General features: G+C 30.2%; 10 protein-coding genes. 4 read left to right on the top strand and 6 right to left on the bottom strand.

Annotated elements, in window-relative coordinates; translation table 11 throughout:
* Positions 1 to 32 precede the first annotated feature (32 nt).
* Both BN2409_RS04305 and BN2409_RS04300 read left to right on the top strand, forming a co-directional pair.
* Positions 33 to 713: a response regulator transcription factor gene (locus tag BN2409_RS04305; RefSeq protein WP_053955439.1), complete on the top strand. Its 681-nt coding sequence runs from the start codon at positions 33 to 35 to the stop codon at positions 711 to 713.
* Between the two features lie 215 nt (positions 714 to 928).
* Positions 929 to 1,729, top strand: a complete 801-nt coding sequence (locus tag BN2409_RS04300) for a sensor histidine kinase (protein ID WP_242847906.1) — start codon at positions 929 to 931, stop codon at positions 1,727 to 1,729.
* Between the two features lie 55 nt (positions 1,730 to 1,784).
* Here BN2409_RS04300 and BN2409_RS04295 read toward each other — a convergent pair whose 3' ends face one another.
* From BN2409_RS04295 to BN2409_RS04285, 3 genes are all read right to left on the bottom strand, one after another.
* A complete protein-coding gene (locus BN2409_RS04295; protein WP_110943025.1) occupies positions 1,785 to 2,900 on the bottom strand; it encodes a glycoside hydrolase family 3 protein in 1,116 nt (371 codons plus the stop codon).
* Positions 2,901 to 3,067: 167 nt separating this feature from the next.
* A complete protein-coding gene (locus BN2409_RS04290) occupies positions 3,068 to 3,931 on the bottom strand; it encodes a hypothetical protein (RefSeq protein WP_053955436.1) in 864 nt (287 codons plus the stop codon).
* A 57-nt stretch (positions 3,932 to 3,988) separates the two neighbouring features.
* Positions 3,989 to 4,528, bottom strand: coding sequence for an RNA polymerase sigma factor (locus tag BN2409_RS04285; RefSeq protein WP_053955435.1), 540 nt, complete (start codon positions 4,526 to 4,528; stop codon positions 3,989 to 3,991).
* A gap of 338 nt (positions 4,529 to 4,866) precedes the next feature.
* Here BN2409_RS04285 and BN2409_RS04280 point away from each other — a divergent pair, with 338 nt between their 5' ends.
* Positions 4,867 to 6,984: a methyl-accepting chemotaxis protein gene (locus BN2409_RS04280; protein WP_053955434.1), complete on the top strand. Its 2,118-nt coding sequence runs from the start codon at positions 4,867 to 4,869 to the stop codon at positions 6,982 to 6,984.
* Positions 6,985 to 7,044: 60 nt separating this feature from the next.
* On the opposite strand, the gene BN2409_RS04275 is transcribed toward BN2409_RS04280, so the two are convergent.
* Complete coding sequence (locus BN2409_RS04275) at positions 7,045 to 9,630, bottom strand: RyR domain-containing protein (RefSeq protein WP_053955433.1); 2,586 nt, start codon at positions 9,628 to 9,630, stop codon at positions 7,045 to 7,047.
* A 471-nt stretch (positions 9,631 to 10,101) separates the two neighbouring features.
* On the opposite strand from BN2409_RS04275, the gene BN2409_RS04270 reads away from it, so the two are divergent.
* Positions 10,102 to 10,914, top strand: coding sequence for a class I SAM-dependent methyltransferase (locus BN2409_RS04270; protein WP_053955432.1), 813 nt, complete (start codon positions 10,102 to 10,104; stop codon positions 10,912 to 10,914).
* Between the two features lie 127 nt (positions 10,915 to 11,041).
* Here BN2409_RS04270 and BN2409_RS04265 read toward each other — a convergent pair whose 3' ends face one another.
* Together BN2409_RS04265 and BN2409_RS04260 are read right to left on the bottom strand one after the other, a co-directional pair.
* The gene (locus tag BN2409_RS04265; RefSeq protein ID WP_053955431.1) at positions 11,042 to 12,358 is read right to left on the bottom strand and encodes a TRAP transporter large permease; all 1,317 of its coding nucleotides are present in this window, start codon (positions 12,356 to 12,358) and stop codon (positions 11,042 to 11,044) included.
* Between the two features lie 14 nt (positions 12,359 to 12,372).
* Complete coding sequence (locus BN2409_RS04260; RefSeq protein WP_207642555.1) at positions 12,373 to 12,798, bottom strand: TRAP transporter small permease; 426 nt, start codon at positions 12,796 to 12,798, stop codon at positions 12,373 to 12,375.
* Positions 12,799 to 12,925 lie beyond the last annotated feature (127 nt).

Below are 12,925 nucleotides of genomic sequence, written 5' to 3'. Positions count from 1 at the left end.
TGATATAATATGTATCATAGGGTGGTGATTTTTTGAAAAATATATTAATTGTAGAAGATGATAAACTCTTAAACAAAGGTATTTCGTATGCTCTCACAAAAGATCAATATCATGTATTAAGTGCTTTTGATTATGATGAAGGGTACAATACTTTTTTAAATCATCCTATTGACTTAGTACTTCTTGATATTAATTTAAAAGAGCAAAGTGGATTGAACCTATGCGAAGAGATTCGAAAAACGTCTCATGTGCCTATCATATTTATAACTGTAAATGATACAGAACATGATATTATAAGAGGCTTTCAAACTGGGTGTGATGATTATATATCCAAGCCTTTTTCTATAGAAATTTTAAAACAAAGAATACTGGCCATATTAAAAAGAACACATATGCCCTATAAAAATATATTTCAATATGATCATATCTATATAGATTATGATCGGATGCTTTTAAAAAAAGGAACAGAAATCATTCAATTAACAAAAACAGAATATAAATTAATCGAATTACTTACCCAAAATAAAGGTCAGGTCATTTCAAGACAAACCATATTAGAAAAATTATGGGATGTGGATGGTAATTTTGTTGATGAAAATGCATTAAGTGTAAATATTCGAAGAATAAGACGAAAAATTGAAGATAATCCTAAAAAACCCAAATATATTATTACAGTATTTGGAATTGGATATACATGGGGTGAATCATCTTGAAAATGAACACAAAAATAATCATCTATTTTTCTTCCATATTGATCTGCTGTATTCTGCTAAATCTATATATATGGTTTATATACAAAAACACGACTTTATTAACTATTATTGCTTTGTTTTGTACAATTATCATCTTATTATCTATATTGTTTATATATCATTTTAAGAAATATATGCAACATATCCTTATCCAGCTTTCACAAATGATCTCCTCTATGATCAATATGAATGAAAAAGAAATATTCTCTGTTTTTGATGATGATATGCTTTCAAAGCTACAATCTCAAGTAATTAAACTAACCAATATACTAAAAGCTCAAAATAAAAGAATTAAAAAAGAACGAGATGAGATAAAATCATTAATCTCTGATATTTCTCATCAACTCAAAACTCCTTTATCCAATCTGCGATTATATTATGATCTCATGCAAGATTCTTCCCTTTCAAAAGAAGAGTATAAAGAATTTAGTCATAATATGAACCTTCAAATTAAACATCTTAGTTTCTTATTAGAAAGTATGATTAAAATGTCTAGACTTGAGGGTGGTATTATTCAACTTATTCAAACTAAAACTAGTTTAAATAACGTTTGTTTAACTGCCATCAAACAATCCTATGAAAAAGCAAAAAATAAAAATATAGAAATAAAATTTGATCCTAGAGAAAATATTATTTTAAATATTGATAAAAATTGGACTGTAGAAGCAGTTTTCAACATCATTGACAATGCAGTAAAATATACAAATCATAAAGGCACTATACTTATTGATCTTTTACAATATGAAATGTTTGCAAGAATTAATATTACTGATAATGGAATGGGCATCCATGAGAAAGAAATCAATAATATTTTTAAAAGATTCTATAGAGGAGAAAATACATATGATGAAGATGGAGTAGGCTTAGGGCTTTATCTTGCCCGGGAAATTATTACAAGACAAAATGGATATATTAAAGTACACTCTAAGGTATCAAAGGGTTCTACTTTTTCATTGTTTCTCCCTTTAAATACATAAAAACTTTGGTATCTATTCACCAAAGTTTTTTATGATCATATCTTTTTTTATACTATTAGATTATGCCCAAACTCAATTTCCAACATAATATTCTAAGAACTGATTCGTCAATCATACTCTCTGAAATTGTTCCATTTTTAACAGCATCAATAACAGCAGGAATTTGTGCTTCAAAATCTGTACAGCAAATCATATCGTTTCCTGCTAATACGGCAATTACTGCTGCTTCTTTTGCTTTTGTATACTTTTGAATAGCATCCATATATAAATCATCTGTCATGATAACACCATCAAATCTTAAATCTTCTCTCAATATTTTATGAACCTTTGCAGATAGAGATGCAGGATATTGTAAGTCCATGCAATCTATAATATTATGTGATACCAATATTGAATTGGCTCCCTCTTTGATTCCTGAAATAAATGGCAAAAAATCATTTTTGACAAAGGATTCATAACTGCGATGATCATAAGCCATTCCCGTATGGGTATCCACATTATTCCCATACCCGGGAAAATGTTTTAAAACACAACCGAGTTTGTTGTCATTCATTGCACTTACAACTTTTTGGACATATTTTGAAGTAAGTTTTGCATCTTTTCCAAATGTACGATCATACATATAATCAGATGGATTGGTAGATACATCACAAACAGGTGCCATGTTGAGATTGATTCCAAGAGATTTAAGGAGGTTAGATTTTTCCTCTGTATCTTTTGCAATCAAATCCCATCCCCCTTCTTCATATAAATCCTGTGGAGACTTAAACCGAGAAGAACGAAATTGATCATATAAACTAACCCGATTCACCGTTCCTCCTTCCTCGTCAACACCAATCAGCATGTCTATCTTTGAAGCATTTTGATAACTTTGGATATTTAGAGAAACTTCTTTCTGTGTTTTATTTTTAAAATCACGACCAAAAAGAATATAGCCACCCAAATGATACTTTAAAATAGATTGTACTGCATTTTCCTGGGGACAACGGACAATAAACATTTGCCCCACCTTTTCTTCAAGACTCATTTCATTTAATATCTGCTGAGCTTTTGCTAAATCAGAACTCTCCTCTTTTACAGGATCACTAACCACTATTTTTTCACTCTTATCATTTCTCACATCAGGCTTTTTAGAATCATCAGAAGCAAAATTACATGAAGTCATCAACATACATGTAAATAATAATATGCATAAGATTTTTATGTGTTTTGTATAAGCTATTTTCACTTTTATCAACCTCGTATTTTAAGTTTTTTTCCATTATACCATAACAATAAAAAAGACCACTTCATACGTAAGGCCTTTACCTTATGTTATAAAGTAGTCTCATATATAACTTATTGAATATAACCACTTAAATCAGCACTATTAATCACTTTATGCATCTCTTTTTCACTGACTCCCATAAAAATTAAATTATAATTTACATTGTCAATATCCGTGTTTGCTATAATCCCTTCACCTTCCTCTAATATTGAATATTTCCTTCCATCTGGAGTCTTATAGTCTTCTTTATGAACGGAATCTGTTACCGTTACAACAGTACTATCCTCTGGCATATCTTGTGTTATGATTGTAACTCCAAACAATCGATTCTCTTGATCCTTTGATTTATAAGTAATATATATATTGTGATTATTATTCAAAAACTCCTGAGCTATGATATCTTTTTCCATTTGAAAATCTTTTGGTATATATGAAGGTAAAATAACTTTTACCCCTAAGGCTTTTTCAACCTCTTTTATGCTAGAAAATGTCGTTGTTTTAGCTTCTTGAATTGTCCCTTGTTTATCTGGAGAATTATAATGATCTTTAGCTTCCTTTGCAAGTCTTTCTGCCTCTTTATCACTTATATTTGCGTTTGTTCTTATTTCAACTGTTGTATCTTTATTGTAAAATTTGAAGTTTTTAAATAAATCTGTCCCATAAGCTGCTGTTACACCTATAGTTAAAACTAAACAAGCTGCTAATATTCCTGATTTTTTTATACTCTTTTTCATAATACCATGTCCTTTCTTATTTTGTTTTATAATTCTTTTGGCAAATATCTTGCTATCTTCTATTTCATATGGCATGGGCTTTTCTTTAGATAGCCTTTCAAGTTGTCTTTCAATTTCTATCGTATCCATATGGTCAATAGCCTCGTCAAGCTTATTATGTATACTTTGAAATTGTGGAGTATTTTTAAAATTTTTTTCCATTAAATATCCTCCTTTTCGTTAGGATTGAGCTCATATCCTATCACTTCATATATGTCATCAATATTTATTTGTAACAAATTTTTTATTCGCTATATCATGTGTTAATTTTTTTATTTCACGTCTTAATCGCACATATCTCATGCGTAAGCTTACTTCATTAACATTCAGTATTTTCGCTATTTCTTTATAACTTTTATTTTCAATATAATAAAGTTCATAAAGCTTGTACTTATCTTCTGAAAGCAATGATAATATATGATCCACATACTGACTTTCATCAATTTTACGATCATAATTTGTAATGAGTTCTTCATGCAAATCCAACTCTTTACTTCCTATTTCCATATTTATAGGAGTTTCCTTTAAATTCTTTTGAATAGCTTTTCTCTTAAAATTAGCTGCTACAAATTTTGCTGTTTGATAAATGAATCCCCCTATATTTTCATGATTTTGCAATTCATCTATACGATTATATACAATAACAAATACTTCTTGAGTCAAATCTTTGGCATCTTCTGCATTTCCTATAGAATAATATAGATATTTTAAGATTTTCGAATGATATCTTTCACATAATGTAATAAAAAACTTATCCAAAACAACTCCCCTCCCTCTATTGTGTTTATGTTCATATTTGTTAATTGTAACATTTGTTTTTTAAAAAAAGACACAGTTTTGAAACTGAAAAATGCCTCATATAATCCATTCGGACTATATAGTTTTATCGAAATATGTAGTAATATACTTCATATATATCCATAAATCTAACGATCCTCAAACACATCCTAAAAAAATCATCTGTTACTTTCATTTTTTCTTTATACTCCAAAAGTTCATCATTATTTTTATCTTTTATATGGTTCATAAATCATTCTATTTCTTTTTTCTATCAAAAAAACATTCATAAATATTAATCACATTTGTAGGAGGAATATATGGTTAAAAATATTTTTAAATCAAAAAATGTAACACAAAAAAAAATCGCACATACATATATTATGTGGATCCTACCCATATTGTTATGTTTACTAGTAGGACTTGGAGCAGGAATATTCCATTTAAATAAAATCAGTCAAACAAAATCAAATAAAGAATTTAATGTAAAAGTGTTAGACCAAGCTAATAAAACTCTAAAAACATGGATAGATGATCAAATGTCTACTTTATTGATCATTGCAAAAGACCCACGTACTATAGAAGCTTGTTTAAATCCAGCAAACGAAGAAGCAGTAGCAAAAGCAAATGAACTTCTTTTATCCATAGCTGACCAAAACAAATATTATGAAAATATTGCTTTGGCTTCAAATCTTAGTCCTGAAACTAGTTTAAATATTACATCTGTTGATGGAAAAGAGCATATCATACAAAGAGGTACTTTCTTTGTAGACTCATCTAACGGAGCTTCTGTTGGAAAATCTAGTGCAGATCATCCTATGGCAAAAGGCATTTATAGTGAGGGTAAACCCCATGTCGTTACTCATGTATACCGTAGTCTTATATATGGCAATCCAGTGTTTGTTATTTCAGTTCCTGTTATGCATGAAGAAAAACTCATTGGTACAGCACATATGGCACTGCCCATGAATCATTTCACAGACATATTTGTGAATAATATTAAATTGGGAGATACAGGTTATATGTTTATGATGGACGAAAATGGATTTTTGATTTCACATCCACAAAAGGAAAATATACTCAATGAGAAGGCTGTTACAAAGTACAAGCCTTTACTAGATAAGATTCTTAAAGGCGAAACCTACACCTCTCTAAATTTTCAAGGCCAAGATAAAACCTATACCATACAAAAGTATGATTTTGGAAATGACAATTACCTTAATCAATGGTATTTAGTCTTTGTACAGTCTAATATGGAAGTTATAAAACATTCCCTAAAATTTGTTTGGATTGTTGGAGCTGTTTTATTGGTACTTTTATTAATGATCACATGTATTATTTATTTGATTACAAATATGATTGTAATCAAGCCATTGAATATTTTGGAAACTGAGTTAAATAATCTTTCGGAGAATGGTGGGGACCTAACAGCACGTATTCATATGAAAAGCCACGATGAAATTGGCAAACTCGGCAATGCTGTAAATCAGTTTCTTATGAATCTTGGGACGATAGTTGGGAATGTAAGTAGTGGCTTTGGACATGTGGATAACTTTTCACAACAATTGCTATTATCCACACAAGAAGTAAAAACTTCAATGGATCAAGTTTCTAACGTAATAGAAGATATGGCAATTACAGCGGAGCAACAAAGCACTTATACAAACAATATTATGGAAATGATAGAAAAAGTAGAAAAGCAAGTAACCCAAGGTACACAACAAATTGAAAAAAATACAATAAACACAAAAGAATCCACAGAGCTTGTATATAAAAGTATGACTTCTATGAAAGAAGCTACTATTCATCTTGATTCTGTTCATCAAACTGTAAAACATGCTACTGAAGCTATTCATAAATTAGATGATCATTCTTTACAAATCGGTAATATTGTAACTATTATAAAAGATATATCTGAACAAACCAATCTACTTGCGTTAAATGCTAGTATAGAAGCGGCTAGGGCTGGAGAACATGGACAAGGTTTTGCAGTTGTAGCTGATGAAATTAGAAAACTTGCAGAGCAATCTAAAAAATCAACTGAAGAAATATCTCTTTTAGTAAAAGATATACAAAAAGATACGAAAAGTACCGTTGAAACTATGAATCATGGTATGTGTGCAGTTGATCAACAAGGGGACATCATTAATAATTGTAGTCAAGCTTTATCCACTGTTGTTGACAAAGTAGAAATATCTGATATGAACGCACAGCAAACTCAAAATATATTCTATGACCTATTAAATAGTATGGAATCTGTTTTAAAAAATACAAAGGAAATAGCAAATATCATACAAGGTTATTCTATCTCAACTGTTCATTCTGTATCAGACATTAAGAAACAATCTAGCAAGATTCATACCATTACAGAAAATACAGATGAACTTGTACAACTTGTAAGCAAATTAAAAAAGCAAGTTGGTAAATTTAACGTATAATTAAAACAGAGGGACAAATTCATTGTCCCTCTGCTTATTTAACTTGTATTAAAAGATTTCCTAGATTGAATGCTTATCAGATGAAAACTTTAATGGTTCTATTTTAAAATTTGAATTGGATAATATTTCTGGCCAAATCTTAACCATTTGATAGACTTTATTTTTTTTATCTTCAGGTAATGACTCCCAAGGCACTAAAGCCGGATCTGTTTTTCTCTCCATATCTTTTATGCTTCCATGAGTCCAACCTGCTTCTTTTCTATGGAGACACCAACGAGTATGTTCGTAGTTTGCTAAAATATCTAGTTCATCTTCTGTAAAATGAATGTATTTGGGTTTCTCTTTAACAGATACAACATCATAATTAATTTTAAGCAACGCACTAGGAATATTTTTCGCATGATCAAGATTAGAGCTTTTAAGATCTTCGCTCAGTTCTTCCCAAGGCTTTACAAAATCTATATCCATGTTTTTATTATCTTTATTAAGCATAATATATTTTTCATGAATGGCTTTTGCAAGATTTTCAATTTTTTCACTAAAGAATGCATCCTGCATTAAATGACGTAAAAATTGGTCTTCGTCTACATGGAGTTTTAACTGCTCTCTAGAAGGTAGATGAGATTGCTCCCATTTCTTTGCTTTATTTAACATGCTCATCTCTAGGATCGCTTCCATAGATCTTGATTCATGTTTATATCTTGGAATTTTAAGGAGTGCTCTTAATACTCCATTATCAATTTGAGCTTCTCCCTTTTCATTGATCAAATGAGGTTCTTTACGTTCTAATAACGAACGTAACAGCATGGCTCTTCGAATAATAAATAGCTGATCTAATTTTCCATTTGCTTGATTAGGTCCTAAAATATTTACATATCCCCTCAAACGACTAATAAAGTCAGGTCCTTTGGCACTTTTGAATGCTTTTAGAAACTGTTTTTGTTCTTGTTCATCTGTAATATCTTCTCCACAGAATTCTTTAAAAGAACTGCTTGTTCCTCCTCCAAATACAAAAATAGCTTTTCCAATAGGATGAAGAACATCTCCTTCTCTAAAAACACCATCTTGCATAGGTGCTAAGAAATATTTTAACCATCCCAAATTTCCTTCAAAAGTAGAATCAAATTCATCAAAAAATACTAATGGAACTTTTCCTTCCAAAGATAAATCCCTTACTTTATGAAAGCAATTGATTAAATCTTGTGTTGTACGAAATTGAGATAAATTAAAATTTAATGGTTGAATAAGATTTGGTGCAATACTAGCAGCTATTTCCATGATCCCAAAGGATTTTCCTGATCCCGGAGTGCCAAATACAGAGATAGAAAGAGGCCGAACCGTATTGGTTGTAGAAATATATTCTAACATCAAATTTTTTATACTTCTATAGCTTTCAATCTCTGTTCGATCTACAGTTTTTAATTTTCCAAACTGGGCACTAGGAATAGATTTTAGTACTTTTCTTTCTCCATTTTTAACAATATCATAAGCCATTTCTGCTAAATTTGCAGAGCTTTTTTCTTCAAGAATATACCATGTAGAATATCCATTTATATGAGATTCATTAGGTATTTTCACATCTTGTACATACTCTTTATATATAAAGTCATTTTCTCCTTCAACAAATATGGAAGCATTAGGAAAAATAAATTTTTCAATATTTTTACCAAATCCTTCAATGAAATATTTTTGTGCAAAAACAATGCCTTCTCGAATTCCTTTTCCAAGCCAGTAAGAAAGACTTTTTTTATTATGATTTTTGAAAGCAACAATACTACGTGATAATCCAGCAACAAAACAAGAAGTCAATCCATACATTTTGCCTTGGGTATCTTTTACAAAACCTCCTTCAAATTCATAAGGAAGAAAATATAATCTAGATTCAGCTTCTGTGCCATCATTTCTATAATAAATAGCTCCTTCCAGTCCAAAAGGCACTATGAGATGATGACATTTTGATAAAAATGCAAGATTTGGATTATTGTTGATTTGCCAAACAAAATCCTGAGATGTTCTTTCCCAAGAAAGACTTTTACTGATATTCACTCCCTTTGAACGTAAATCATCCGCATTGATCACAACAATGGTATTTTTAATATGAAATTTTTCTAAGTGTTTCCAAAGATCACTAGATGAAATAGGATTATTCATTTTATATAATACGATAGGTGATTTTTTAGATGATTTTATTGCCAATGGCCAAAACTCTTCATTAGAATTAAAACCATTATTTTCATCATCTATGATCACAAGATCCGCATTTGTATCATCGTCATGAATAGGAAGTAACTTTGGGTTACCAGCTGATGGACCTGTAAATCCCATAAAATCTTTCACTCTGTATACTTGATCCTTATCTTTTTCATCAGCAGATACAGGAAATAACTCTATTGTTGCATTAGAAAGAAGAAATCCTTTTGGTACATCTAACTCTATATCCTTAATTTTAGGTGAACGTACGGAGACACCCGTTGCCAAAGCCACAAGCTTTGATAACAATAAAGATTCACCAGGTTTTAAAATAGTATGCATATTCAAATAGGTTTGCCAATTTAATCCATCATTATTTTGAGGATATGTAATCCATCGAAGAGAATTTATGCATATATCCCCAGATACAACAATTGTTACCTTTTTATCATCCATAAAGTAAAACCTCCTACTCTGTCATCAGCAATTTCATTGTCTAAAGATAATTTTTCTCTAAAAGTTCTTTATATATGAATTAATACTTTTTAAATTGATTTCTAAATATTTCAACAAAATTCTTAAATATCCTTTTCTTATTTTAAAAAACCTAATAAGGCAAATTATATGGACGGTTCATCATTTATTCATACTTTCATTTATTATAGTGAAAAAAAATATATTATATGATATCATAAAAAGAGATGAAAATGACAAATGAATATCATTGTATCTGATTATTTTAATTCAAAATTTTATCCATTAGAAATAATCTTACAAATTAAAACCATAACTTTTATCATGTATTTTATTGGAAATACATATTTTTTTGAAAATTTATTGATAATGATTTTCAATATTGTTTATTAAGTTTATCTATTCATAATATTTTTTATAAAAATTTGCAAAGTAAAGAAAGGATGGGATAGTATGGAGAAATATGAAGAAAAATTAGTAGGCGTTCCAGAAACAATGCTTATACCTGTATGGGCTAGAGCACAAGAAACAAAAAGGGAAGATCACATTATAAAAGATTGTAAAGCTTTAGAAATCGTAGAAAAAGTTGATTACGATTTTTCCGTATTTGGAGATTATAATCAATTTTACAAAACACAGGTTGGTGTTTCAGCAAGAACTAAGATACTAGATGCTCTAGTGCAAGAATATATACAAAAAAATCCTAATGGTACAATCATCAATATAGGTTCTGGTCTAGATACACGCCCCACTAGAATAGACCTTAAAAACATCACGTGGTATGATATAGATTTATCTGAAGGAATAAACATCAGAAGACAATTCATAAATGAAACAGATCATCTTACATTTATAGAAAAATCAGTATTTGACTATACGTGGATGGATTTAATAGATAAAAAAGAGAATGTTTTCATTATAGCAGAAGGTATATTTATGTATTTTAAAATAGATCAACTAAAAGATTTATTTCAAAAATTAGCAGATCATTTTACAAACTCTGAAATTGTTTTTGAAACATTTGATCCTATTATAGTAGGGAAAGCAAAGCATCATGAATCCGTCAAAAAACTAAAAACCCAATCTGAATTTCAATCCGGATTTAAATCAGGAAAAGAAATTGAATGCTTTGATCATCGCCTTCATTTTGTAAAAGAATGGTATCATTTTGATATAGGTGGAAAAAGATGGAAAGGTATGAGATTGCTTTGGTGTATCCCAAGATTTAAAAAAATGATGAAGATCATAAAAATTAAAATAAATTAATTTGTTGTTTTCTCAATCTAAATATTTATCCTCAAAATGAAAGCCTCATTTTCCTTGAACTTACAAGAAAAATAAGGCTTTCATTTTGAGAAGCAAGAATTTATTAACTCCTACTCCCACTATGGATCTAATTTGTAAATACAAGTGATAGCCACGGTACATAGGTCACTACAAGTAACCCAATTAATCCCACTATGAATAAGGGTAGAATATGTGCAAACATACTTTCCATTTTTATCTTAGCAACAGCTGCACCTACAAATAGATTGCAACCATAAGGAGGAGTACATAAACCTAGTGCTAAGTTTACAGTCATCAATACTCCAAAGTGTATAGGATCAATACCTAATACTTGAACTGTAGGCATTAACATTGGAGCCATAACAATAATCGCTGGCACTGTATCTAGAAATAACCCTACAGCTAATAGTATTAAATTAACAAACAATAATACAATTAAAGGATTGGTAGATACACTTGTTAAAAACTCTGTAATAGTCTGTGGCACTCTTTCATATGTCATAAATGTAGAAAATACAGTAGAATATCCTAATAAAAATGAAGTTATTCCATTTAATACTGCTGTATCCAAAAATACATTTTTTAATCCCGCCCATGTTAAATCTTTATATACATATAAACTTATTATAATAGAGTATACAACAGATATACAAGCTGCTTCCGTAGGAGTGAAAACCCCTGAATAAATACCTCCTAAAATAATAACTGGAGATAATAATGCCCAAAAACCTTCTTTCATACTTTTAGCAATTTCTGAAAATCTATATTTCATAGCTTCGCCAATCGGTACTTTTTCATCGGTCTCATTACTTCTTTTTTGTTTTAAATCTACTCCCTTTATAGTACAGATCACAATGTTTGTTCCTAAAAACAAAAGACCCATTAATACTCCTGGTAATACTCCTGCCAAGAATAATTGTGAAATAGATACTCCCGTTGAAGCCCCATATAATACAAAGGATAAACTTGGAGGAATGATTGGTCCGATAATACCTCCAAAACAAACGATCGTAGCTGCATACGCTGGGTCATATCCCTTTCTCTTCATTTCTGGAATCATCATCCCACCAATTGCTGATGTTGTCGCCATTCCAGATCCTGATAAAGCCCCAAAGAACATACATGCAATGATTGTTACACAACCAATGGCACCACTTACAAAGCTTATTAATGCTGATGCAAAATCAACAATTCTTTTGGCGATTCCACCTGTTGACATAATAAGTCCAGCCAACATAAAAAACGGTATTGCCATTACAGTAAATGAAAATATTCCACTATAGCAATATTGCGCATTGATGGCCATGTTCAAGTCTGAATACATAAACATTGATAACATAGTAGCTCCACCTATTGCAAATCCAACTGGAACACCTATCAATAACATCACAAACAATGCAATAAATAATACAGGTACTGCCATTCTGTCTTCCCTCCTTATGAAATTACTTCTTTGTTAAGAATGCATTGGACTGCCTCTAAAAAGTATGCACCTGCCCTGATTATAAAGATTCCGCATCCAAGGACAAGAGACATATATCCCCATGCTGTACTGATTTTAATTCCTGCATAAGGAACATTCATTTGTATGTTAATCATTGTAAATCCGTAATACATTGTAACGCCACAAATCACAATTACAATTAGTTCTGTTATTGCTTCTATCAATTTCTTTAACTTATATGGTAATTTATCAATCAATAATGTAATTTGTATATGTTCTTTTCTTCTATGACCTATACTTATTCCTAACCATGAAAGCCACACAAATAAAAATTTTCCTAGTTCTTCTGACCAAGATAGTGAATTATTGAAAACATACCTCATAATAACTTGAAAACAGATTACACCTACCATTGCCATAAACATCGTTATCAAAACCGTATCTTCGATTTTATCTAAAGCTTTCAAAACTTTATTTTTCATGTTATACCATTACCCTAGTAAAAGAGTAATGACCTAACCTCCTTTCATACTATCTTATCAATCA

This window comes from Inediibacterium massiliense (genome assembly GCF_001282725.1).
Taxonomy (GTDB): domain Bacteria; phylum Bacillota; class Clostridia; order Peptostreptococcales; family Thermotaleaceae; genus Anaerophilus; species Anaerophilus massiliensis.
This window is presented reverse-complemented; position numbering and strand designations above follow the sequence as displayed.

What these genes read in the sequence shown, in the direction of transcription:
- BN2409_RS04280 (WP_053955434.1), top strand. Translation starts at nt 4,867, where the DNA reads ATGGTTAAAAATATTTTTAAATCAAAAAATGTAACACAAAAAAAAATC.
- BN2409_RS04270 (WP_053955432.1), top strand. Translation starts at nt 10,102, where the DNA reads ATGGAGAAATATGAAGAAAAATTAGTAGGCGTTCCAGAAACAATGCTT.
- BN2409_RS04275 (WP_053955433.1), bottom strand. Translation starts at nt 9,630, where the DNA reads ATGGATGATAAAAAGGTAACAATTGTTGTATCTGGGGATATATGCATA.
- BN2409_RS04265 (WP_053955431.1), bottom strand. Translation starts at nt 12,358, where the DNA reads ATGGCAGTACCTGTATTATTTATTGCATTGTTTGTGATGTTATTGATA.
- BN2409_RS04300 (WP_242847906.1), top strand. Translation starts at nt 929, where the DNA reads ATGATCAATATGAATGAAAAAGAAATATTCTCTGTTTTTGATGATGAT.
- BN2409_RS04295 (WP_110943025.1), bottom strand. Translation starts at nt 2,900, where the DNA reads ATGTTGATGACTTCATGTAATTTTGCTTCTGATGATTCTAAAAAGCCT.
- BN2409_RS04290 (WP_053955436.1), bottom strand. Translation starts at nt 3,931, where the DNA reads ATGGAAAAAAATTTTAAAAATACTCCACAATTTCAAAGTATACATAAT.
- BN2409_RS04260 (WP_207642555.1), bottom strand. Translation starts at nt 12,798, where the DNA reads ATGGCAATGGTAGGTGTAATCTGTTTTCAAGTTATTATGAGGTATGTT.